The sequence below is a fragment of the Flavobacterium ginsenosidimutans genome (assembly GCF_003254625.1).
GTDB classification, from domain to species: Bacteria; Bacteroidota; Bacteroidia; order Flavobacteriales; family Flavobacteriaceae; genus Flavobacterium; species Flavobacterium ginsenosidimutans.
The window spans coordinates 117,517-141,717 of sequence record NZ_QJRJ01000076.1 but is presented as its reverse complement, the minus strand read 5'-3'; the positions used below and the strand labels follow the sequence as shown (position 1 = coordinate 141,717).

The following is a 24,201-nucleotide window of genomic DNA, read 5'->3' as shown; positions in this document are numbered from 1 at the left end:
ACAAAAGTAATCAATTTTGAATTGGATTTAGTTAAGGATTTAGTTCCAAATTTTAACTATTTTATCATAATTAGAGCGAATTATGACTTCTTTTTGGATTGAAAAAAACGATTGATTTTTGATGCAATATTTGAATTTAAACAAGCTGGTTTAAAAAATATTCGAAAGAGTCCAATTTAATCAGGAAAAAATTGTAATTTAAATCTATAATTTAACTCAAAATATAATTTTACCTGATTAAATGTAAGGTATTTATGTCTGTTTTTTAACAGTTGTGATTCCTTTTTATTTTGGAGATTTTTAGCCTTTTGTACGTAAAATTTATGTTTATTGTACATTAATAAAAGTTTTTCTAATAATAATTAATGATTTTATTTGGATTATAAAATTAAAATTTGTTAAATTTGGACACAATATTAACATAACTCAAAAGATACGCCTATACAGAAAAACTACTTTTTAGAAAATTACTCCAAATTTTAATACAGAAACTAAAAAAGTAGTTATTATGGCTGATCTGCATACTCCAGACGCTCTATTAGTAAAAAAATATGTTGACGGCAGTGAAGCTGCTCTGGCAACATTAATAAAAAGGCATGAATCTAAGATATATGGTTTCATATATTCGAAGATTGCTGATAGAGATATTTCAAATGATATTTTTCAAGATACATTTATTAAAGTAATCAAAACTTTAAAAAGTAATTCTTATAACGAAGAAGGTAAATTCCTGCCTTGGGTAATGCGTATTTCTCACAACTTAATTGTGGATCATTTTCGTAAAACCAAAAAAATGCCAATGTACAGAGAAACAGAAGAGTTCTCTATTTTCTCTGTAATGTCAGATGACTCATTGACAATTGAAGGCAAAATGATTGTAGACCAGGTAGAAATTGATTTAAAAAAGTTGATCCACGAGCTTCCTGAAGATCAAAAAGAAGTATTGGTAATGCGTATGTATCAAGATATGAGTTTCAAAGAAATCTCAGAAGTGACAGGCGTTAGCATCAATACAGCATTGGGAAGAATGCGTTATGCGCTAATGAATTTGAGAAAAATAATTGATAAACATCAAATTATTTTAACCAACTAATACTATTTTGATAATAAGCCCGTTATACTATTATAAAACATTTTGATAGTATGGGGAAAATTTACTCAAAAAAAGCATTAGCTTCTAAAAATCTTAAGCCTAATAAAGAAGTCGTTTCTTTTATTTTAAATTATTCAAAAGCCTTAACAGTAGTTAAGATTGATGATAAAAATTTTGAGATTATAGCTAACTAAACAGCCCACTGCTCCTGTCGGATGTTTATTAAAATAAAACCAAATGGTCGTTTTGGTTGAAAAGCTCACTACTTGTATTATTCAGGTAGTGAGTTTTTTTTAGGTTGTAAAAATATTCTTTCTGTTAATTTCCTCCTTTTATAATTCTTATCTATTTTTTGGTTCCTATTTTTTATAAGTTTTTTATACCAATTTTCTTTAGTTTTGTTAAAATTTAATATTTTGATTCGATTTTATATGTTTATTTAGTTTTTAATTCTATTTTAGTTAAAAACTAATCTTTTATTCATTAAAAAAGCTTTTATGGAGTATTTTTCGTATTAGAATATTTATTTGAGTAAATAATTAAGAACACTAATAAATTAGAAATTAAATATTTAACCCAAAAACCCGATCATTTATGAAGAAAAACTACACTACTTTATTTTGTTAGGTTTTAATGTTCATTTGATTTTTGAGTAACTAATATTTTTACCAGAAAGTATTTTACTCATCCAATAGTGACGAAAATAATCTTTTAACCAGTTGATTATTTCTTACTATGCCTTTGAATAACTAAGAAAATCATTTAATCCACCAAAACTTAACCGCAAAATGAAAGAGAAAATTAAAATGCTATCATGCTTTTTGTTGATAGCTGTGGGTGCATTTGCCCAAAAAGACAATATTAAGGAAGCGCAGTCTTTGTTTGATAAAGGAAATAGCCAGGAAGCTTTGGCTGTTTTGACTAAAACAGAATATCTTATTCTTAACGCAACTGATGAAGATAAATCTGATTACTACTTTTTAAAAGGAAATGTTTTAAAAGATTTAGCTGGAAAAAATATTGATGCAGCTAATAATTTTACATTGGCTTCACAATCTTATCAAGATGTATTTCTATATGAGAATGAATCAGGTAAATTTAAATGGACTGTCAAAGCAAACATGGCTTTAAAAGATATGAAAGCCAATCTTGTAAATGGAGCTATGGCAGATTTTAAAGCAGAAAAGTATAAAGAAAGCGCTGAGAAAAGCTATAAAGTATATTTGTTTGATAAAAAAGACACCATCAACTTGTATAATGCAGCTTCTTCATCTATTAATGCAAAAGATTTTAATTCAGCAGTTACTTATTATGAACTTTTGAAAAAGATTAATTTCTCTGGAAAAGGTGTTTTGTATTATGCAGTCAATAAAAAAACAAAAGAAGAAGATGTTTTTATTTCTCCAAAAGCAAGAGAATCTGCAATTGCACAAGGTCTTTATGAAAAACCAAGAACAGAATCTGTTGCTTCTAAGAAAATTGAAGTAAATAATAATTTGGCTTATGCCTATTTAGAAAAGAAAGATTATCCTAAAGCAGAATCAATTTACAATTATGTTCTAGAATTAGATCCAAATTATGTTGATGCTTATATCAATTTAGCTTATTTGAAATTACAAATGAAGAAAGATTTAGCTGATGAAATTTCCTCTTTAGGAACTACTCCAGCCGAAATGCAAAAGTATGATAAGCTTAATGCAAGAAAAGACGATATCACGCGAAGTGCAATTCCGTATCTGAAAAAAGTACTTACGCTTGAACCAAAAAATCAAGATGCAACAAAAACATTATTAGGAGTTTATCGATCACTTGATATGACTGCAGAATATAACGCTTTGAAGGCAGGAATGTAATTTTAAGTTACAAAGTTTCAGAGATACAAGGGCACAAAGGTTTTTCTTTTGTGCCTTATTTTTTTGCTGCAGTTTTTTCCATCTCTTCAATAAGTGATTTTTTTCCAACAGTTTTGGTGATAATATCTTTTTCTAAATTCCATCCTCTTGCAGGCGAATATTCTCGGCCGTACCAAATAATCTGCAAATGCAAGTCATTCCATAAATCCCTTGGAAATAATCTTTTAGCATCTTTTTCAGTTTGCGCAACATTTTTTCCATTAGATAAATTCCATCTGTGCATTAATCTGTGAATATGAGTATCTACTGGAAATGCCGGAACACCAAAAGCCTGTGACATTACAACACTAGCTGTTTTGTGGCCAACGGCAGGTAGAGCTTCAAGAGCTTCAAAACTCTGCGGAACTTCTCCATTATGTTTTTCTATTAAAATCTCTGATAAACCATGAATTCCTTTGGATTTCATTGGAGACAAACCACACGGACGTATAATTTCTTTGATTTCCTCAATCGACATTTTAACCATATCATACGGATTGTCAGCTTTTGCAAATAACAAAGGTGTAATTTGGTTCACACGTACATCTGTACATTGAGCAGATAGTAAAACAGCAATTAAAAGTGTGTAAGGATCTTTGTGGTCAAGCGGAACAGGTATAGTAGGGTAGAGTTCTTTTAATTTATCGATAACAAATTGTACGCGAGCTTCTTTATTCATTTTGGTGATTTTAATGTCTGTAAAAATAAAGAATTATTAGTTATAAGTTATCTTTGCTAAATCTAAAAATCTAAAATCAATAATCTAAAATAAAAGATATGACAACATTAAAAGCAGGGGATAAAGCGCCAAATTTTTCAGGAATAGATCAAGACGGAAAAACACATAAACTAGCAGATTACGCTGGAAAAAAATTGGTAGTTTTCTTTTATCCAAAAGCAAGTACGCCGGGTTGTACGGCTGAGGCTTGTGATTTGAGAGATAATTTTCACCGTTTCCAAGCTAATAATTATGAGCTTCTTGGGGTAAGTGCCGACAGTCAAAAAGCGCAAGTAAAATTCAAAGAAAAATACGAATTGCCTTTTCCATTATTAGCCGATGAAGACAAATCGGTTATTAATGCATTTGGAGTTTGGGGACCAAAGAAATTCATGGGAAGAGAATACGACGGAATTAATAGAATTACTTTCGTAATCGACGAAAAAGGAATCATAGTAGAAGTTATAGAAAAAGTAAAAACAAAAGAACACGCTTCGCAGATTTTGAAATAGTTTTCAGTCCCAGTTTTCAGTTTTCAGCCTGACGACTGCAAAAAAAACTGAGACTGAAAACTGAGACTGAACACTAATAAAAAAGTCCCAATAAAGGGACTTTTTTATTATGTATTCTGTTCTAATTCTTTCTGTGGATGATATCCAAAAAGATGATGTTCCTTTATAATTTCAGGAATTCCAGGAGGAAGCATCGGTTCCCATCCAGTTTTGCCTTGATTGATCATTTTTAAGATTTCTCTAGAGAAAACATCCAAGATATTCGGATCGTAATCTTCAATATCTACCACTTTTCCGTTGAATTTGAAGAATTTGTATAATTCTTTCATTCTTGGATGAACTTTTAAGTTGTTCGAATTCATTAATGCACCGTCTTCATCTAACATTGGATATAAGAAAACTTTCATGTCACGATAGAATAATTTTCCGAAAGCCTCCAAGATTCCACCACTTAAATGACGGTAGTATTTCTCATCAAAAATATCAACAAGGTTATTTACACCCATTGCTAATCCCATACGAGCTTTGGTATAATTAGCAAAATACTCTACTACTTTATAGTATTCTTGGAAATTCGAAATCATAACCGTTTGACCAAGAGAACAAAGCAATTCAGCTCTATCCATGAAGTCTCTTTCGTCAATTTCACCGTCAGAACGAAGATTCGAAAGTGTAATTTCAAAAATTACAAGAGTATTATTTTTTTCAACCTTATTTTCTTTGAGAAACATTTCCAAAGATTTCTCGTACATGTCCATATTTACTTTAGTAACAGGACGGAAACTTCCTCTTAAAGCCAAAAGGTTTTTTTTGTATAAAATGGCAGCTGGCAGAATGTTTTTTCCTTCTGGATTAAACATAACGGCATCAGTCATTCCGTTTTTAACCAATTGCAAACTCATCAAACGATTGTCGACATCGGCAAAACGAGGTCCAGAAAAGTTGATAGTATCGATTTCTAATTGGTCTTTATCTAAGTGATCGTATAAATAACGAAGCAATCGTTTTGGATCATTGTATTTGTAAAAAGCACCGTAAATTAAGTTAACTCCTAAAATACCAAGTGTTTCTTGTTGTAGTCTTGCGTCAGTTTCTTTGAAACGAATGTGAAGAATAATTTCGTTATAAGCCTCGTCTGGTTCAATTTGGTATCGAATTCCAACCCATCCGTGACCTTTAAATTGTTTAGCAAAATCTATCGTCGCAACAGTGTTAGCATAACTAAAGAAAAGTTTTGTTGGGTGTTTTTCTCTGCTTAAACGCTCTTCGATGATCTGGCTTTCATGGGTAAGCATCTTTTTTAAACGCTCTTCGGTAACATATCTTCCGTCAGTTTCAGCGCCATAAACGGCATCACTAAAATCTTTATCGTAAGCAGACATCGCTTTTGCAATAGTTCCAGAAGAACCTCCGGATCTGAAAAAATGCCTAACAGTCTCTTGTCCAGCGCCAATTTCAGCAAACGTTCCGTAAATATTCTCGTTTAAATTAATGCGTAATGCTTTGTCTTTTATAGAAGGAATCTGTTCGATGACCTTGTCACCTTTGAGTTTTATTTCTGTACCCATTTTATTTTAAATAGATTTGTTACAAAGTTAGTAAATTAGGGTTCTAATGAAAGAGAAATAATCCTATTTTTGTAAAAAAATTAAGTTCAATTGAAGGTCTATTTTTTAGGTACTGGTACTTCTCAAGGCATTCCGATTATCGGAATCGATCATCCCGTTTGTAAAAGCACTGATGCTAAGGATAAAAGGCTCCGCGTATCCATTTGGATTACGTGGGATGAGAATTCATTTGTAATCGATTGCGGTCCCGATTTTAGACAGCAAATGCTTTCTTGCGGATGTAGAAAATTAGATGCAATTCTTTTTACGCACGAACATGCAGATCATACTGCTGGATTAGACGATATCCGCCCGTTTAATTTTAGACAGGGAGAAATTCCAATTTACGGACATGAACGCGTTTTAGAGAATCTAAGACGTCGTTTTGATTATGTTTTTGAAACGGTAAACAAATATCCAGGTGCACCAAGTGTAAAAACAATTGAAGTGCAAAACAATGCGCCATTTGCAGTTGGCGATAAAGTGGCAATTCCGATAAATGCTATGCACGGTGATTTGCAGGTTTTTGGATATAGAATAGATGATTTTGCTTATCTGACAGATGCAAAAACCATCGAACCAGCTGAAATTGAAAAACTAAAAGGACTGAAAGTTTTGGTTGTAAATGCTTTGCGTGTCGAACCTCACAATACTCATTTCAATCTGCAAGAAGCACTTGATTTTATTAATCTTGTTAAGCCCGAAAAAGCGTATTTAACGCATATTAGCCATGTTTTAGGATTTCATGAAGAAGTGCAGCAAAGCCTTCCTGAAAATGTTTTCTTGGCTTATGATAATTTAGAAATTACAATTTAATTATACCACACAATGAAAAAATCCTTAATGCTTTATCTTTTTATTCTTGCCATTTTAATGAATGTGTTTACTTACGCATTTTATAGCGGAGAAGTAAAATTTGCACAGAATAGATACGATAAAACGACTAAGAAACTAAGAGACAGTATTAATCTAGTGAAAACGCAATTAGCAGAAGCTGATTATTTTTCTTTAGAGCATAACGAAAATGCACAAAATTATTTTGATAATAGTGCTTCTGGCGGAAAAGTGATTTTGTACGAAAAACTGATTCCAGTTGTAACTGAAAAGCTGTTAGATTTCAATGCAAACCCAAAAGGAAATCCTTATACAGGACAAGATCAAATTGGGCCAAACAAATTTATCATCAATAAGGTAAAAATCTTAAACCATAGATGGATTATTGCAGATTATAGCAATGGAGAATTATGGGGAGAAGTCTTGTTAAAATACTTTGTTGATAACGACGATAATATTACCTTTGAAGTAAATCAAACTTGGTTATATCAAAAATAGGATTTTAATCCTATTTTTTTTTGACCTTTAAATTAAATAGGATTATGAAAAAGATGTTTTTGTTTTTGATTGTTGCAAGCGCGTTTTCTTGCGCTAAAAAAGTTTCTCAGGAAAGTGTAAATACAACTCCAAAAGAACCAAAAAAAGAAGCCGTTGTAGGCGCAGATACTGATTCTCATGGTTGTAAAGCATCAGCTGGTTATACTTGGTCAGTACTTAAAAAAGACTGTATTAGAATTTTTGAAAATAGTACAAAACTGAATCATGCTGAAGATGGAAAAACATATTCTACGGTTTCCTATGTAATTTTTGACGGAAACAAAGCAGAACTTTTCTTAGATACTCAAAAAGAGTCTATCCTTTTAGAAAGAAAATCTGAAGGAGATTCTTGGGTTAACGGTGATTGGCAGTTAATTCCTTGGAAAGGATATGTTTTGAAAAAAGGAGAGAAGATTCTTTATACGGGGGAATAAAGTTTGCAGTCGCAGTCTCAGTTTTCAGTCAGAACTTTGATAAAGTTTTTTACAATTCAAGACTGAAAACTGTGACTGCGACTGAATACTAAACAATCTCTTTAATAAACTCAGAAGTTACTACTTGAGCAAATTCATCATTTAAGCTTGCTAATGCGGTTTGATGAATTAATTCAGCAGGGAATTCTTCTCCGTTTATGCCTTTTTTATTGAAAGTCGCAGTTGCATCAGAAACTAAATATACGGTATAACCAAAATTACCTGCCATTCTCGTTGTGGTAGAAACGCAATGATCTGTAGTCAAACCCACAATTACAAGATTCGTGATTTTTGCATCATCAATCAGTTCTTTTAGGTTTGTTCCTATAAAAGCACTATTGACATTCTTTTTAATTATTTTTTCTCCTTCAAGAGGTTTTACAATATCTTGAAATTCATTTCCTGGACTCGTTTCGTTTAATATCGAATTTGGATTTGAAGAGCAATGCTGTACGTGAAAAATAGGCAATTTTTTAGACCTCCAAATCTCTAAAAGTTCACCTGCTTTTTGTTCTGCGTCAGCATTATTTCGGTCTCCACCCCAATATGCAACGTCATGAAAACCTTTTTGAATATCAATTAAAATTAAAGCTGGATTATTAAGTTTTATATTCATTTTTCAAGTGTTTTTATGCTATCTTTTTATTATAATTTAGCTATGTAGTCATCGAAGAATTTATCTCTTTGTGAAATAATTCCTAGATATTTGTGATAACGCAATCCTGAAGTTTCTGCTTGAGCATTTTCATTTGCCAACTCGGCGTATTCTTTTGCGATTTCTTTTTTTGAATTATAGTAATTGAGAATTGCTAGAATTGAAAATACTTTATACTTGTCAATCGGAAATAATAAATCGGATATGTTTTCTTCTAATAACTTTTCAACACTTAAATATTCATGGGATAATTGATTTTTTATGATTAATTCAGAATAAATTAAATAAGAATCTGTTTTTACATTTGGATAAACTTTTTCAAAATCGATTGATTTTTTATAATATTCAATTGCTTTTTCTGTAGTGTTTTCAAGTAAAAAAATATCTCCTAAAGTATTATAAACAGAACTTTTATTAAAGTTATCATTTGGATATTCATCAAGAATTTTTTCAAGTAATTCTTTAGCAACATTTAAAAGTTTAGGTTCTTTAGTTTCAACTAATTCTATTGCCTGAATTTTTAAATATTGTGCTCTTCCATCTTTTCTTGCACGAGAAAGTTTGGTGAAGAAATGTTCTTCATCTTCTTTTGTCCAACTCTTTTTTCTATACCAATCTATCATGCTGATTTTTTTAACTGAAAACTGAGACTGCGACTGAAAACTTACAAAGCCAGCCAATTCTTAAAATCAAAGAAATTTTGAGGCGCAACTCCATGTCCAACAGGATATTCTTTGTAAACAACAGGAATGTCTAATTTCTCTAAAATTGCTGGAGTTTTTCTTGCCCACTCAATCGGAATAACTTGATCTACAGTTCCGTGTGAGGCGAAGAATTTTAAGTTTTTGAAATTATTATTTTCAAAACCTTCTTTAATAATTTCTTCATTGAAATAACCGCTCATGGCAACTACTCGCTGAATTTTTTCTGGATAAGAAAGTGCCGTAGCATAACTTAAAATAGATCCTTGACTAAATCCGATTAAAGTCACATTATTAGCATCAATTGGGTAATTAGCAACCAACTCGTCAATGAAATTAGCAATTACATCACGAGAAGATTTTGCTTGTTCATTATCTGAAAATTTATTTTGATCGGCATCGAAATTAATCGCGTACCAAGCGTAAGCACCATATTGTAAATCGTAAGGTGCTCTAGCAGAAATGATGTAATAATTGTCTGGTAGCTCTGAAGCAAAAGAGAATAAATCGGCTTCGTTGCTGCCGTATCCGTGCAATAAAAGCAATAATGGGTTTTTATCTAAAATTACTTTTGGTTCTTGTATTTTATATTCTAAAGATAGATTCATTTTTTTTAATTGTAAATTGTAAGTTGTGAATTGTGAATTTTCCAACTTTGGAATTGTGAATTTTTTAATTGAATTTTGAAAAACTTATCCAATTTTCTTGAACCATTTTTGAAACAATTCCCCAACTAAAGGAATCGGTCTCATTTGTCCTTGAATAGCATTAAAAATTCCAAAAGTCCATAGAATTGAAATACAGATCCACATTGGGAAAGTGATAAAAAAACTATCGAAATTACTTATGATTGCTCCTAAAGAAATAAAAGTTAAAGACAAACCTAAAGCTTGACGTATATGAAAAGAAGCAAAACTGTTTTTGTTTTCAGAATTCATGCTCATGGCGATCAAAACACCAATGATTAGAATGTAACTCGTGATAGCGATTGGTTTTCCTTCTTCGACTGAATTATTCATTGTATTATTTTGTAACTAGTTGATTTTGATTTAAAATTCCGTAAACAGAACCTTTAAGTTCAGTTCCTAAAAAAGCAGAATTTTTAGATTTTGAAAGAATATTTTCTTTCGTAAAAGTTGATTTTCCTTCTGTTGTAAACAAAGTGATATTAGCTTTTGAGCCTTCTTCAATTGTGTTATTTTCTAAACCAAAAACGTTTCTCGCAGCAGTTAATTTCGCTACAATTGTTTCTACAGGTAAAACCGTTAATAAAGCCCCGAAAGCGCTTTCTAAACCAATAGTTCCGTTTTTTGCTGTATCAAATTCCATTTTTTTGAATTCAATATCAATCGGATTATGGTCTGAAGTAATCAAATCGATAGTTCCGTCAGCAACTCCATTAAGCAAAGCTTGTCTGTCAACTTCCGTACGCAATGGTGGTGTCACTTTAAAACGAGTATCAAAACCGTCCAGTTTTTCATCCGTTAAAACCAAATGATGTACAGATGCACTGCAAGTTACTTGTAAACCTTTAGCTTTGGCTTCTCTAATTAATTCAACCGATTTTGCTGTAGAAATAGTCGGAATATGAAGTCTTCCGCCAGTATATTCTAATAAAAATAAGTTTCTTGAAATCTGCAATTCTTCCGCTAGATTCGGAATTCCTTTTAAACCTAATCTTGTAGAAACAATTCCTTCATTGGCAACACCATTTCCTTTAATGTTCGGATCTTGCGAATATGCAATTACCAATCCGTCGAAATCTTGAACATATTGTAAAGCAATTTTCAGGATATTAGCATTGTCAATACTTTTGTTGTAATCTCCAAAAGCAATTGCTCCAGAATTTTTCATATCAAAAAGTTCTGCCATATCTTTTCCTTCGCTGGCTTTAGTTAAAGCACCGATTGGGAAAATTTCTGTCGCAAAACCATTTGCTTTATTTTTCACAAAATTTACCTGAGATTGATTGTCAATAATTGGTAATGAATTTGGCTGTAATCCGATTGCTGTGAATCCGCTTTTTCCGGCAACATTTAAACCGTTTGCAATAGTTTCCCTGTCTTCGTAACCTGGTTCTCCAAGAGAAACACTGCTGTCAAACCAGCCTTGAGAAACATGAAGATTGTCAAATCGCACCACTTCAGCGTCATCGTTTGGAAGAGAAACTCCTATTTTTTCTATTACACCATCTGCAATTAAAAGATCAACAGTCTTGTTGTGAAACGGACTTTTTGAGTCGATAATTTTGGCGCTTTTGATGATTAGTTTCATATGTAGATATTTTTTTGTCGTAAAATGATTTTTGTAAAAAGTAAAATGCCTTTAAAACAAATGCAAATGCTATTTCACAAATTTTATAATTGCCATTTCTAATGCTAAAAATAACAGTGCAAAGATAACAAACCATTTCCAAATTTGGCTGTCAGTTCGCTCAGTTTGTAGTGTATTAAAAATGGTTGAAATGGTATCGGCAGTTTTAAAATCAGAAACTACATTGGTGTTTACCTGACTCAAATCGCTTTCGGTTCTTTTGTAATTAAAACTGATATTTTCTACCCATTCTTTTTTGTCAAAAACGCTATAATTTCCAGCGGTTTCTGGAAAATCATTGAATGTTAATTTGACTTTATTGTTTAAAATCTGCTGAATCGGAATAAACGAATCGTCTGTTCCTTTAACTTCCAAGATAGCATCTTTAGTCAATAAAACATCAACAAAATAAGGCTGATTGTTACCGATTGTCAAAGCATTTACACCCGTTTTCTGATTGTTCTGAGCGATTTTATAAAATAATGGAACAATTAAAGGCGATTGCTGAAAATTTGAATTGGCACTATTTATTGGCGCGGTAAAAACCGTTATTCCAGAAACCTGATTTTGAACAGCAGTTACAAAAGCAGTTTGGTCTTCAAATGAAAGTACAGCTGGATAAGAACTCGAAACAGCAAACGAACTATTTACTTTTGGATATTGAAAATTGGTTATTTTGTTTTCAAAAACTCCTGAAAATAAAGGATGATCGAAATTAATTTTAGTGATTAATTTGCTGTTGGTTTCTAAATTTCCGAATTGGATTTTTCCAAAATTCCCTAGTAATGCATTTAAGCTCGAAAGAGAAGTTTTCTCAGATGGAATGACAACCAAATTTCCGCCTTTAGAAACAAAAGCTTTTAAAGTCGTTTGCAGTGCTTGCGGAATGTCAATTAATTCGTTTAGAATAATCGTATTTTGTTTTTCTAAACTATTATAGTCTAAAGCGCTGATTGGGTAATTGTTATAATTGAATTCTGCAGAGGTATAAATTCTCGATAAGAAATTGCTTTTTTCAGGTTCGCCAATGCTTATAACGTTTGTTTTTTTGTTTTTAGAAATACTGAAAAACAATTTGTTATCATAACTTAAACCGTTGTCTTCAATTGCCACATAACCATGAAAAGCTTCTTTTGGAATGGTAAAATTGATTTTCTTTTTTTTCGTTTCAAAATTGATAATCGTTTTGGCAATCAGTTTATTTTGATTGTATAAAGCTGTAGAAATAGGTTTGAAGTCTTCGCCATAAGCAGACAAATTAATGCCAATTTCGTAGAAGTTTTCTAAAGTCTGATTAATGTAAACGCTGTCAATGGAAACATTGTTTTTCTGTTCTGCTTCTGGAACGATGAAATATGGTTTTTCATCAAAATCTATAGTAGCAATATCTTTTTCTTTTAAACCAACGGCATCTGTAATAATAACAATATCTTTTTTATAAGCCGATTTATGGGCTTTAATTTTAGCTGTAATTGTTGCAAGATCAAAAGAAGTTGCGCTGTATTTTAGATTTTGTAAAGCACTTTTAGATGATTTTATATCGGTATTCCAGAAATTTTCGGTGTTTGTTAAAAGTGAAAACTGAGTGTTTTCTGGAGTATTTTCAAGTAATTCCTGAACAGCTCTTTTTAATAATTCACCTTTTTTGCCTTTTGCCTGCATACTGAACGAATTGTCCAGAACAATATACATCTCGTTTGAAGCGTTTTTACTGTCACTAGCTTCAAAAAAAGGTTGTGCAAACGCGATAATTGCACAAGTAAGCAATAATAAGCGTGTGGCTAATAAAAGTCTTTTTTTGATTTTAGAACTTTTGCGAGTCTGAATAGCAAGTTCTTTTAAGAATCGAACATTTGTAAAATAAGAAGTTTTAAATCGTCTTAATTGAAATAGGTGAACCAAAATTGGAACGATCAATAAAAACAGAAAGTATAGAATTTCGGGATGTTTAAAATGCATTCTGGCTTCGATTTACTTCACTACGTTTTGTTTTTCGCGAAGATGCTGGTCAAAAATACGAATTAAAAATTTATTAAACCATATATGTTCATGTAAGAGATTATAAGAAAAGTTCAAAGTCGAAAGTCGAAAGTGCAAAGTCGAACTTACTATAACTTATATGATTTTAAAAAATATCAAAATAGGCAACTTTTGTAAATTCTTTGTGATAAAGAATTTATTTTGAACAGATATTATTGCTTATTTTAGCTAATTCAAAAAAAACAAACTATGAAAAAAATATATCTAGTGTTATTTTCAGCTTTATCATTAACCACGGCTAAAGCTCAAAATAAGTTCAATTTATTGGTTGGAACCTACACCAATACTTGCCAAAGTAACGGAATCTATGTTTATGAATTTGACGTTACAAATGGTGAATATAAATTGAAAAATTCTTCTGAAAATGTTGTTAGTCCAAGTTATTTATCGGTTTCTGCTGATAATAAGTTTATTTATGCAGTAAACGAAAACGGAACACAAAGTACTGTAAGTGCATTTTCGTATGATTCAGGTTCTGGGAAAGTGAATTTTTTGAATAAAAATGATGCTTTAGGAGCAGATCCTTGCCATTTGATTAATGATGATAAAAATGTAATCGTTGCGAATTATTCTGGTGGAAACCTTGTAGTTTTTAAGAAAAACACTGATGGAAGCATTACAGAAGTTCAGCAATTGATTCAACATGAAGGTAAAGGACCAAATGCGGCTCGTCAGGAAAAAGCGCACGTGCACATGGTTGCTTTTTCACCAGATAAAAAGTTTGTGCTTTCGAACGATTTAGGTTTAGATAAAGTTTTTATTTATAAATATAATCCAGCTTCGAAAAGCGAAATTCTAACTTTAAAAGGAAGTGTAGATGTAAAACCAGGAAGTGGGCCAAGACATTTAACTTTTAGCAAAGATGGGAAATTTGTTTATTTAGTTCAGGAATTAGATGGAACTTTGACGACTTTAAGCTGGGATAAAACAGGAAGTTTAAAAGTAGTTGCCGAAACAAGTATTTTACCAAAAGATTTTAAAGGTGGAACAGGAGCAGCAGCAATCAAACTTTCGCCTGACGGAAACTTTTTATATGTTTCTGATCGTGTTGATGCTAATGCTATTTCAGTTTATAAAATTCTTAAAACAGGAGCTTTAGAATTAGTAGAACAGCAAAGCACATTAGGAAAAGGTCCAAGAGATTTTGCTATTGATCCAACAGGAAATTACCTTTTAGTGGGGCATCAATATACTAATGATATAGTTATTTTTAAAAGAGATATCACTACAGGAAAAATTACAGATACTGGAAGAAGAATACAGTTGTGTTCACCAGTAGGACTAGTTTTTACTAAGATCTAGAAAGTTTTCAGTCGCAGTCACAGTTTTCAGTATTGTACAAACTGAAAACTGTGACTGAAAACTGAGACTTATTTTTTTTTCTTCTTCTCATTTCTTGTCTTCAACATATTTCTGTTGACAGAACCGTGAGTTTTCTTTTTTGTTTTTGAAGGACCTCCAAGATTTACTTTTTGGTTCTTTTTAGATTTTTCGTGAAAAGCACCGTCACCTTCTAGTTTTGGTTTTTTCATTAAAAACTTTCTTGGTAATTTATCTTTTTCAGCTTCAATAAGCTTTTCTGAGATTTCAACTTCTTCAGGGAAATCAGCTATTTTTAGCTCTTGATCCATTAAAAGTTCTGTTTCAATTTTGAATTCTTCTTCTCTTGGAGTAACAAAACTAATTGCAGTTCCCGTTGCGTCTGCACGACCTGTACGACCAATTCTGTGCATATACAATTCTGGCTCTTCTGGAAGTTCGAAGTTAATTACGTGCGTGATATTGGAAATATCCAAACCTCTTGCCATAACGTCGGTTGTAATTAAGCCGCGAAGATTTCCTTCTTGGAATTCAGCCATCGTACTCAAACGGTAATTCTGAGATTTGTTTGAGTGAATTACACCAAATTGTCCTTCAAAAAGCTCATCAATACGATTAAAAAGCATATCCGAAATCTTTTTATTGTTTACGAAAACCAAAATACGACTCATACTTTCATCGTTTTCTAGCAAATGTTTTAAAAGATTTACTTTGGTATTAAAATTCGGAACATTATAAGTAAGCTGCGTAATTTTTTCAAGCGGAGTTCCTGATGGCGCCAATGTAACTTCTTCAGGAAAATCGAAATAATCATTTAATAAATCATCAACTTCATCTGTCATCGTTGCCGAGAAAAGAATGTTTTGACGTTTGGTTTTCATCATTGCAAAAAGCGAAGTCAGCTGTGGTCTAAAACCTAAATTCAGCATTTCGTCAAACTCGTCAATAACTAGTTTTTGAGTTTCATCAAAACGAACAACTGCGTCAAGCGCTAAATCCATTGTACGTCCAGGCGTACCAACTAAAATGTCAACACCTTCATAAACGGCTTTTTTCTGTGTATTGATGTTTACACCTCCGTAAATACCTAAAGTTTTAACCGACATATATGTAGTCAGTTTTTCTACTTCTTCAACCACCTGAACAACTAATTCACGAGTTGGAACTAGAATTACAATCTTTGGCGTATTGGTATGAGTGAATTTATAAAGCTTTAAAAGAGGCAGTAAATAAGCAAATGTTTTACCGGTTCCAGTTTGTGCAATTCCCATCATATCACGTCCAGACATGATTACAGAAAAAGATTTTTCTTGAATAGGAGTAGGCGTAACAAATCCCAATTCGTCAACTGCTTTTTGTAATGATTTTGGAAGATTGAATTTTTCGAAAGTGCTCATTTGCTTTAAATTTTGTGCAAATGTACGTTAAATTCATGGTTTTTTGTTGAATTTGTAATTTTTGATGTCTTTTGTCACCCTGAGCGAAGTCGAAGGGACGTGCCAATTGGAAACTTGGGCTTCGACTTCGCTCAGCCTGACAATCGTATAATTTTAGATTTTAAACAATTTAAAAACCTTCAAAAACACCCAAGCCAAATAAAGCAAAATCATATTTCACAGGATCTTGAGCGTCCATTTCTCTTAATTTAGTGTCTAATTCTAATAAAGCTTTGGCATCATTTTGCTTTCGCGAAAGGATTCCAAGTTTTCGGGCAACGTTTCCAGAATGGACATCAAGCGGACAAGATAAAACAGCTGGAGAAATGCTTTTCCAGATTCCTAAATCGACTCCTTTTGCGTCTTGGCGCACCATCCAGCGCAAGTACATGTTGATTCTCTTGGCTGCCGAATTGTTTAATGGATCTGAAATGTGTTTTTGAGTTCGAGCTAAATGATCTGTTTCAAAAAATATCTTTTTGAATTCACTGATACTTTTCTGCAAGCTATCTTTTTCCTGATTTTTGGCAAAAACAGCTTCAAGTCCGTTGTGGTTTTTGTAGATGTTATTTAAACCTTTTATGAAACCAGCAAAATCGTGTCCGTTGAAAGTTCTGTGGACAAAAGTTTCTAATCTTGCCAAGTCTTCGTCAGAATGCGACATAACGAAATCGTAAGGCGTGTTGCCCATTAATTCCATCATTTTATGCGAATTCTTAATGATCATTTTACGATTTCCCCAAGCAATTGAAGCGCTTAGAAAACCAGCGATTTCAATATCTTCTTTTTGGGTAAAAAGATGCGGAATCTGTACAGGATCACTTTCTATAAAATCCTGATTGTTATATTGAATGACTTTTTCGTCTAGAAATTCTTTGAGTTCTGATTTATTCATTTTTTGAGATTTTTTTCGCGTAAAATCCATCTTTTAATTCATGAGTACGCATTTGAGGAATGTACTGAAAGTGTTTTTCAAAAGTATCAATTTGTTTTTTATTGACACAAGGTAAATCTCCATTACCACTTGCCCATAAAAAATCATTTTTTTGAGGAGAATTATACTTTAAATTTCCTAATTGTATAATTTCAAAAGAGGTATTGTTTTTTGAATTTTGGAACGGAAAAACAATATTGTTAGAAGAAAATGTACTTATTTCCATCAACGATTTATGATTTGCAAATTTACTTAGATTAAAAGGAAAAAATAAAATAATTGCAATTGGGATTTGCGAGAGCACTAATAAGGCATTGATTGTTTTTTTGTTCTGTATCAAACAGATCAAACAAAAGGGAGAGAAAAATAAAACGAAATGAATGAAAAAACGATATTGCGGAGAGGTTATTAAAAGTAAACATATTTGTAATATCATATTGACATACAGTAGCCAAAGCGCTTTTTCATTTTTAAATTTATAAATAAAAAAGGGTAAGACTAAAATAAAAAATACGCTGAGTTTATTAAATAATCCATTCAGTTTTGGCAAAGTAATCCATCTTATAAATAAATCCCAAACCGACATTGAATTATATTGTTCAGCTGTAATAAAATAGCCGTAATATTTTAGGTTGTCATAATAAAAAGTTTGAATTGTACTCGGGATAGCATAATCTGTTGCGAATGCTGTGAATATTTTGGATGGAAAAAGAGGTGATCCGCAGATAATTAGGTTTTTAATGAAAAAAAGTACAATTACTAATGTGGTTAATAAAATAGGTTTTAGAAGTTTTCCTGATAACGATTTGAAATTTAAGACTAATAGAATTAAAGGAAAAATAGCGAATGTTATCGTTGTGTTTTTGATATAAAGCAAAAAAAGAACTAAAACCAAAAGCAAATCAAATGTCTCAGAAGTTATTTGTTTGTAGTTTTCTAAAAAATAAAAGAAGAAAATAAACGAGAAAATATAAACAGGAATATCTGGAGAAGGTGCGCTTATAAATTGAAAAAAGAAAAAATTAAATAAAGGAAGCAATCCAATTAAAAGATAATTTTTGTTCTCATTTTTGCTGTATTCATTTAGTTTCTGAATGGCAAATACATTTCCTAATAGCAAGCAAAAACCGCTTAAATCATTGAATTTTTTGTATAAAAAGGAAAAATTAAAAACACTTTGCGCAATATGCCAGCCGCTCGTCTGTCCGTAAAATAAATGAAGATTTGCAAGTCCTTTTACAAAGCCATATTCGTTAAGCCATTTTATGGTTTGGATATAATAGGATTCGTTATCAATTACAAAAGGAATTGAAGCACATTGTAAAATAATAAGAACCGAAATAATACTTAGAACGATTTTTAGGCTTTTTTGCAATTGCTGTAATTCTAATAAAAATGACTTGTAGAGATCAATAATCGAATTGCGATATTTTAGCAATGAAAAAACATTCAGAAGTATTAAAACGATATGAAATTCGATATTAATTCTTCCGAAAATTGCCCAAATACTTGCCAGTATAGTTGTTGAGAATAAACCTAGTATAGATGTAATTACAAAATTTTTATTGCTGAAATTCATTATTTTATCGAAACCAACACCTAAATTAATGGTTGTGAATAAAATATAAATCCAGCTAATTGTAATTAAAAGCATTAATTAAGAATTTGCCCGTCAGACATTACCAATTTTCTATCGGCCATATTAGCCAATTCTTCGTTGTGTGTTACAATGACAAAAGTCTGTCCAAACTCATCTCGAAGCTGAAAAAACAATTGATGAAGATTTTCGGCAGAATGAGTATCTAAATTTCCAGAAGGTTCATCGGCAAAAATGACATCTGGCTTGTTGATCAAAGCTCTTGCAACCGCAACACGCTGTTGTTCTCCGCCCGAAAGTTCACTTGGTTTATGATTGATTCTGTGTGAAAGTCCTAAATAATTAAGGAGTTTTACAGCTTCTTTTTCTGTTTCAGATGGTTTTTTACCTGCAATGTGCGCCGGAATACAAACATTTTCTAAAGCTGTAAACTCAGGTAAAAGCTGATGAAACTGAAATATAAAACCTAAATTTAAGTTTCTAAAATCGGATAATATTTTGTCTTGTTTGCTTTTCTTTTTAAAATAACGATTGTAGTAAACCGCCAATAAAAAAATAGGCATACATAATATTCCCCATGTGGCATAACCAAAAATATCGTTCTCTACTTTACTTCTAAAAAACAATAAAAAAACGGCTAATAGAATGATATAAAAAGAACCTAAACCAGTAATGATTTTAAATGTCTTTTCTTGTTTTGAATTGTCATTTTTGATGTCTTGAAGTTCCAGAACATTTTTACCATTAATCGTCAAAGATGACTCAGGATTATGGTCTGGTTTATCTAAAGTTCCTAAAATCTGTAACAAAGTCGTTTTTCCAGCACCCGAAGCACCAACAATAGAAACAATTTCGCCTTTTTTGATATGTAAATCGACTCCTTTTAAAACTTCAAGTTTGTCGTAGAATTTATGTATATTTTTTGCGTGTATCATGTAATGAAACTGTTTTTACAAAGAAACGAAGATTATGATCAAAATCAAATTCTAAAAAATTAAATTCCAATATGTAAAATTCCAAATTCCAAAAAGGAGCGAAGCGACTTTTAGAAAATCTAAAATCTAAAATCTAAAATCTAAAATCTAAAATCTAAAATCTAAAATCTAAAATCTAAAATCGGTACGTAAATTGATATGGGAATCTTGGAAATTAAATTTAGAAAAGAAATAATAAAGTTTCGTGAATTTATTTTTAATTTCGAATAACTTAAAAGTGAATGTGTTATGCAAGATTTAGAAGCTGTAGAGGATAATAGAATGTCAAAACTGCTTATTGGTTTAGTTTTGGACGGAATTGGTATGATTTCTTTTTCGATTCCTCTTTTGGGTGAGTTTTCAGATGTGGTCTGGGCGCCAATTGCTGCAATAATTATGGCAAAGATGTATAAAGGAAGAGTAGGGAAAGTTGCTGGGGTTTTGACATTTCTGGAAGAAATACTGCCTTTTACAGATGTGATTCCTTCGTTTACTTTAACATGGATTTATACTTATTTTTTTGCAGAAAGAAATAAATAGCTTTTTTAAAGCTTTAAAAGTAAAAAGGTCTTTTCTGTTATTGAAAAGACCTTTTTTATTTTATTGAATGATTACCTTTTTAAGGTATAATATTTTTTTTGTGTCAGGATCTGTAACTTTTAAGATAAAAACTCCTTTTTCAGTTATACTAATATTTTCCTGTGTTTGTCCGCTTATTGTGCGTTTTTGAATTTCTCTTCCAAAAATATTATAGATTCTAAGTTCGGCTTGGTCTACTTCAACATCCAACAAAATAGAGAAATTCCCTGTATTTGGTACAGGCCATACTTTGAAATTATCGATTAGATCCTTTATTATCTCATTTATAGGTGAAGTCGAGTAACCGCTGAGTATATTTACTTTTCGAGTCATCGTTCCTCCCTCAGCATCTGTAACTGTAAATTTGAAAGAGCATAAACCTTTTGCATTTGGTTTAAATTCTACAGTATCTCCAGAAAGTGTTGCGTTTCCGTTTATAACCTGAGATAAGGAATATGAGACTCCGTTTGTAAAACCTCTAGATAATTTTTGAATATTAATATATGTTTTGTTTCCTAAGACAGCGTCATAATGAGGTTCAGACATCCATTGTAAATATTTATCCAGATTTGTATAACCATCCAAATCAGGATCGGCATTGGCATCAGAGAAATCTCCAACTGCAGAGTTGACATTTGTACCAATTATAGTTTCCCACCAGTTTGGCAGTCCATCTTGATCCGTGTCCCAATTTTGATGTCTTACTTCGGTTGGATAATTTTCAAAACCTCCAACGTCAGCTTCATTATCTGGAAATCCTGGTTTTCCTGTTACACTTCCAACTGCAGAATATGTTCCGTTTAAAGTTTCTGAAATAATCCTCTGATCGTGTTCGTCAAATTCAGGCTGTGTACATCCAACATCAGAAAGTACGATTTTATAAGCATTTTTCGCCGATTGAGTTGTTACATACGAAGGGAAAAATGGTGTATCGACGAAGTTATCATAGGGAACTGTATTGCCTGAAGCTTTTCTTCCAAGGGTTTGATTGTTCTCATCGAAATACCCTGGCATTACGTTTCCACTAAAATAGCATCGCTGCATTCCAGTTCCTACACCTTCATTTTGCTGATTAAAAGCAACAAATATTTTTGATCCTGCACCAGGTTTGTAATAGTTGTTTACGAAGTTAACCTCCTTCGTTCCACCATCGGTTGTTCTTCCTCCCCAGTTGTAAACGACATTATTGGTAATATCCATTTTTCCTGTGTAAGCGCCGCTGCCGTCTAATCCGCCGCCAAGACTCCAGTTTCGGCCATAACAATGTGCTAATAAATTATGGTGAAAACTTCCTATGTCACCACCAATTGTAGCCGCATAGCCGTGTTCTGTTCCTGCTGGATAATTTTGATGATTTGCGGCATTTAAGGCTTCAGAAATAAGTGTTCGCTGAAGCGTTATGTTTTTTCCGGATCTAGAACTGAAAGATTCGTCGATAGTCCAACTGATAGAGCAATGGTCTATAATGCTGTTGTCAGCGCCTGTTAATCCCATTCCGTCATAAGTTGGTCCCGCGCCAATTCTCACTCTTAAATTTTGAACAATTGCATCATTTCCAGTGACGCCAAAAGGAGCAGAACGAATACAGATTCCTTTTCCCGGTGCGGTTTGCCCTGCAACAGTTACGTAAGGCTGGCTTAAAACCAAACGAGATTGCAATTGAATTACTCCTGCAGTATTAAAAACAATAGTTCTTGGTCCGATATCATTTGTAACAGCCTCACGAAAACTTCCTGGACCGCTGTCATTTAGATTTGTTACTGCAACAACTTTTCCGCCACGTCCGCCACGTGCAAAACGGCCATATCCTTCAGCTTCAGGAAAAGCAAGTTGCGCTGGGCGAAAACGCCAAACATTTCCTTTTTCAACTCCGTTTGCTAAAACTTCGTCTATACGCCAATAATACGTTTCTCCAGTGTATAATCCGTTTAGTTGGTAAGAAGTATTAATTAAATCTTGATTTCCTTTAAATTCGGGAGAAGATGTCGTAGCATTATCAACTGATGTTTGATCTGTTCCAAAATAAACATTGTGCGAAACGGCATTTGCAGCAGCTGTCCATTGCAGCAGTTTTCCGCCCGAGGTTAGTTCAACATGTTCATCATTTTGTTTCGGATTTGGATTGGTAGCCTGATAGAAAATGTTAGGCGTGTTTAGCTCAAAACCATTAAGAATGAAGTTTTTTACATTTTCAGTCCCTGAAGTTTCGGCGGCCATTAATATTACAACATCTGTTTCTACTGTAGCTTGAAACTTTAAATAAGTCGATTTCGCATCGGCAGTTTTTGTGGCTCTTACAGTTGGAATTAAATTATCAACGATTAAATTTCCATCGACAGAAATATCAACTGGACTAAAAGTATTCGTCGTTGGACTGTCTACATTATTAAAAAAAGCCAAGAATGTATGTTCTCCAGTTGCTAATCCGCTTATTTTAAGTTCGATTTGAGCGCCAAGATTTGCTGTTGCACCTTTTACGGTGAGTCCATCGCAGACTAAACGTGCATAATAAGGAGCTTGAATTCCAGCTTTGTACCAGTTGGTTCCTAATGCATCTCCATTATCTCCAACACGAGTAATGGTAAATGTGACTCCGTTTTCGGTATAAGTACTAGTGTTTCCAGAAGCTATTACCCATGCAGTATAATCGGGGTCGTTTACTTCGGCTTTCGGTCTTCCTGACTGGTCAAAGTCAATTTTTACAATCGGATTTTGGGCAAAAATCTTGACCTTCGGAGTAATGAAACAAATCATTGTCGCCATTACGGAGAGTTTTAAGTAATTTTTCAACATGTCAATTGTGGTTTGGTTAGTAAGTAATGATTTTAGTTAGAAATGATAGGTTTAAATGACTGATTGTCAGTTTAAAGTGTCGTTTTTAACTATTGTAAAGTTTAGTATTACTACAAACAAAACTATCCTGCACAATCCTGTTCTGGTTGCTATTTTCTTATAAAAATAGATTTAAAAAACAAGATGTTTATGTTTTTTATTAATTTTTTATAATGTTTGCATTTGATAAATAAAGGGATTCTGTAAGAAAAATGGTGTGTCGAAATAATTGAGAAAAAGTATATTTTCTCAATTGAGTGAAGTAAAAATTTATGGAAAAAGGATTAAGAATAAATCTTAACCAGAACAGTTTGAAAAAAAGAAGCGTGAAAAAATGAAGAAATTAATCTTTAAATAAAAAACCAAGTCCCATTCTTTTTAGCATTTTCTTTTCGAAATTCCAAAAGAAGCGGAATTGTCCAAAAATTGCTCCAATGGCAACTAATAAAACTTGATAAACAGGAAGAATAATTAATAAACGGATAAGTGTAAACCAAACTGCTCCTAAATCTTCTTTGTGAATTCCAACCCAGTCACAAAAAGGTCTAGAAATCCACGCAGATGCCGATCCGGTGATGGCAAAAACAATAAGTATGATTATGGCTTGTAGGTTGGAAGTGATTCCCCAGCGTTTTTTAAGTCTATCCATTATTTATTTATAATCATTACAAATATACTAACATTATCTTATCGGAACATATCCGGCGAGCTTTTGTTTGTAAGTATTTTGAAAATAAATCATGTAGTTGTAAATTAAGTAATTTACTTCATATCCATAATGAATTTGCGGCTGGTAATCGATAGTCATTTCGTATAAATTTGGGTTGTAACGATTTGGTTGAGAAGCACGAATATTCCACTCCGTTACATATTGATAATTTTTGTTTTCCAAAAATGCTAGCGTATGGTAATTTCTTGGATAAGCTCTGGTATTTAGCCAATAATTAAATCCGTTATCGATGATGATTACTTCATATTCTAAAGAATCATTCGAAATTCTAACGGTATCATTTCCTTTTTTATTTGGCACAGTATCATTGCTCGCAATATTTTGCGATGCTGACGAACAAGCTAAAATAGTCAGTAATATTGCTACTATGGAAACGATTTTTTTCATGACTTAAATTTACGAATATTTGATGAGAAGAAGGAGA

The 24,201-nt window shown here is 32.2% G+C and carries 23 protein-coding genes and 2 pseudogenes; 9 read left to right on the top strand and 16 right to left on the bottom strand.

The annotated features are described in order from the left end of the window. Positions 1-508: 508 nt before the first annotated feature. From DM444_RS11365 to DM444_RS11360, 3 genes are all read left to right on the top strand, one after another. Complete coding sequence (locus DM444_RS11365; RefSeq protein WP_111286686.1) at positions 509-1,093, top strand: RNA polymerase sigma factor; 585 nt, start codon at positions 509-511, stop codon at positions 1,091-1,093. 50 nt (positions 1,094-1,143) lie between these two features. After that, positions 1,144-1,287: a hypothetical protein gene (locus DM444_RS23770; protein ID WP_204251680.1), complete on the top strand. Its 144-nt coding sequence runs from the start codon at positions 1,144-1,146 to the stop codon at positions 1,285-1,287. 594 nt (positions 1,288-1,881) lie between these two features. Further along, complete coding sequence (locus tag DM444_RS11360; RefSeq protein ID WP_111286684.1) at positions 1,882-2,946, top strand: tetratricopeptide repeat protein; 1,065 nt, start codon at positions 1,882-1,884, stop codon at positions 2,944-2,946. 55 nt (positions 2,947-3,001) lie between these two features. On the opposite strand, the gene DM444_RS11355 is transcribed toward DM444_RS11360, so the two are convergent. Continuing rightward, the gene (locus tag DM444_RS11355; protein ID WP_111286682.1) at positions 3,002-3,664 is read right to left on the bottom strand and encodes an endonuclease III domain-containing protein; all 663 of its coding nucleotides are present in this window, start codon (positions 3,662-3,664) and stop codon (positions 3,002-3,004) included. Positions 3,665-3,762: 98 nt separating this feature from the next. On the opposite strand from DM444_RS11355, the gene bcp reads away from it, so the two are divergent. Then, on the top strand, positions 3,763-4,215 hold the full coding sequence (bcp, locus tag DM444_RS11350) for a thioredoxin-dependent thiol peroxidase (protein ID WP_111286680.1): 453 nt from the start codon (positions 3,763-3,765) through the stop codon (positions 4,213-4,215). A 107-nt stretch (positions 4,216-4,322) separates the two neighbouring features. Here the strand turns inward: bcp and DM444_RS11345 are convergent, their stop codons facing one another. Further along, positions 4,323-5,783, bottom strand: coding sequence for a TonB-dependent receptor (locus DM444_RS11345; protein WP_111286678.1), 1,461 nt, complete (start codon positions 5,781-5,783; stop codon positions 4,323-4,325). A gap of 90 nt (positions 5,784-5,873) precedes the next feature. Here DM444_RS11345 and DM444_RS11340 point away from each other — a divergent pair, with 90 nt between their 5' ends. From DM444_RS11340 to DM444_RS11330, 3 genes are read left to right on the top strand one after another with little or no spacing between them, the layout of a single operon-like run. Next, positions 5,874-6,638 carry an MBL fold metallo-hydrolase gene (locus tag DM444_RS11340; protein WP_111286676.1) on the top strand — a complete coding sequence of 255 codons (765 nt, stop codon included), beginning with the start codon at positions 5,874-5,876 and terminating at the stop codon, positions 6,636-6,638. A gap of 12 nt (positions 6,639-6,650) precedes the next feature. Next, entirely contained in the window at positions 6,651-7,154 is a 504-nt protein-coding gene (locus DM444_RS11335) for a hypothetical protein (protein WP_111286674.1), read from the top strand. A gap of 44 nt (positions 7,155-7,198) precedes the next feature. Further along, a complete protein-coding gene (locus DM444_RS11330; protein ID WP_239455663.1) occupies positions 7,199-7,627 on the top strand; it encodes a hypothetical protein in 429 nt (142 codons plus the stop codon). 88 nt (positions 7,628-7,715) lie between these two features. On the opposite strand, the gene DM444_RS11325 is transcribed toward DM444_RS11330, so the two are convergent. The 6 genes from DM444_RS11325 to DM444_RS11300 all read right to left on the bottom strand — a co-directional run bounded on the left by DM444_RS11325 (position 7,716) and on the right by DM444_RS11300 (position 13,294). After that, on the bottom strand, positions 7,716-8,282 hold the full coding sequence (locus tag DM444_RS11325) for a cysteine hydrolase family protein (RefSeq protein WP_111286670.1): 567 nt from the start codon (positions 8,280-8,282) through the stop codon (positions 7,716-7,718). A 29-nt stretch (positions 8,283-8,311) separates the two neighbouring features. Beyond that, on the bottom strand, positions 8,312-8,944 hold the full coding sequence (locus DM444_RS11320) for a hypothetical protein (RefSeq protein ID WP_162614956.1): 633 nt from the start codon (positions 8,942-8,944) through the stop codon (positions 8,312-8,314). A gap of 41 nt (positions 8,945-8,985) precedes the next feature. Then, complete coding sequence (locus DM444_RS11315) at positions 8,986-9,630, bottom strand: alpha/beta hydrolase (protein ID WP_111286885.1); 645 nt, start codon at positions 9,628-9,630, stop codon at positions 8,986-8,988. 84 nt (positions 9,631-9,714) lie between these two features. Next, positions 9,715-10,041 (bottom strand): hypothetical protein, encoded by a 327-nt coding sequence (locus DM444_RS11310; RefSeq protein WP_111286666.1) that lies wholly within the window; start codon positions 10,039-10,041, stop codon positions 9,715-9,717. Between the two features lie 4 nt (positions 10,042-10,045). Further along, complete coding sequence (locus tag DM444_RS11305) at positions 10,046-11,296, bottom strand: dihydroorotase (protein ID WP_111286664.1); 1,251 nt, start codon at positions 11,294-11,296, stop codon at positions 10,046-10,048. Between the two features lie 69 nt (positions 11,297-11,365). Continuing rightward, on the bottom strand, positions 11,366-13,294 hold the full coding sequence (locus DM444_RS11300) for a vWA domain-containing protein (protein WP_111286661.1): 1,929 nt from the start codon (positions 13,292-13,294) through the stop codon (positions 11,366-11,368). Between the two features lie 270 nt (positions 13,295-13,564). Here DM444_RS11300 and DM444_RS11295 point away from each other — a divergent pair, with 270 nt between their 5' ends. Then, entirely contained in the window at positions 13,565-14,677 is a 1,113-nt protein-coding gene (locus DM444_RS11295; RefSeq protein WP_111286659.1) for a lactonase family protein, read from the top strand. 68 nt (positions 14,678-14,745) lie between these two features. Here DM444_RS11295 and DM444_RS11290 read toward each other — a convergent pair whose 3' ends face one another. The 5 genes and pseudogenes from DM444_RS11290 to DM444_RS24095 all read right to left on the bottom strand — a co-directional run. After that, on the bottom strand, positions 14,746-16,092 hold the full coding sequence (locus DM444_RS11290) for a DEAD/DEAH box helicase (protein ID WP_111286657.1): 1,347 nt from the start codon (positions 16,090-16,092) through the stop codon (positions 14,746-14,748). Positions 16,093-16,261: 169 nt separating this feature from the next. Then, positions 16,262-17,026 carry a TIGR02757 family protein gene (locus tag DM444_RS11285; protein ID WP_111286883.1) on the bottom strand — a complete coding sequence of 255 codons (765 nt, stop codon included), beginning with the start codon at positions 17,024-17,026 and terminating at the stop codon, positions 16,262-16,264. Continuing rightward, positions 17,019-18,719: an LIC_10190 family membrane protein gene (locus tag DM444_RS11280; protein ID WP_111286655.1), complete on the bottom strand. Its 1,701-nt coding sequence runs from the start codon at positions 18,717-18,719 to the stop codon at positions 17,019-17,021. The genes DM444_RS11285 and DM444_RS11280 overlap by 8 nt, the downstream gene beginning before the upstream one ends. Then, a pseudogene (locus DM444_RS24100) lies at positions 18,719-19,165 on the bottom strand (ABC transporter ATP-binding protein); the annotation flags it as partial. The gene DM444_RS11280 and the pseudogene DM444_RS24100, both read right to left, overlap by 1 nt. A gap of 207 nt (positions 19,166-19,372) precedes the next feature. Next, positions 19,373-19,597: pseudogene (locus DM444_RS24095) on the bottom strand (ATP-binding cassette domain-containing protein); the annotation flags it as partial. Between the two features lie 288 nt (positions 19,598-19,885). Between DM444_RS24095 and DM444_RS11270 the strand changes: the two are divergent. Next, positions 19,886-20,176 carry a hypothetical protein gene (locus tag DM444_RS11270; RefSeq protein ID WP_111286651.1) on the top strand — a complete coding sequence of 97 codons (291 nt, stop codon included), beginning with the start codon at positions 19,886-19,888 and terminating at the stop codon, positions 20,174-20,176. A 60-nt stretch (positions 20,177-20,236) separates the two neighbouring features. On the opposite strand, the gene DM444_RS11265 is transcribed toward DM444_RS11270, so the two are convergent. From DM444_RS11265 to DM444_RS11255, 3 genes are all read right to left on the bottom strand, one after another. Continuing rightward, on the bottom strand, positions 20,237-23,008 hold the full coding sequence (locus DM444_RS11265) for a T9SS type A sorting domain-containing protein (RefSeq protein WP_239455662.1): 2,772 nt from the start codon (positions 23,006-23,008) through the stop codon (positions 20,237-20,239). A 382-nt stretch (positions 23,009-23,390) separates the two neighbouring features. Next, positions 23,391-23,696, bottom strand: coding sequence for a DUF6787 family protein (locus tag DM444_RS11260; RefSeq protein WP_111286647.1), 306 nt, complete (start codon positions 23,694-23,696; stop codon positions 23,391-23,393). 33 nt (positions 23,697-23,729) lie between these two features. After that, positions 23,730-24,164: a DUF6146 family protein gene (locus DM444_RS11255; protein ID WP_111286645.1), complete on the bottom strand. Its 435-nt coding sequence runs from the start codon at positions 24,162-24,164 to the stop codon at positions 23,730-23,732. Between the last annotated feature and the right edge of the window lie 37 nt (positions 24,165-24,201).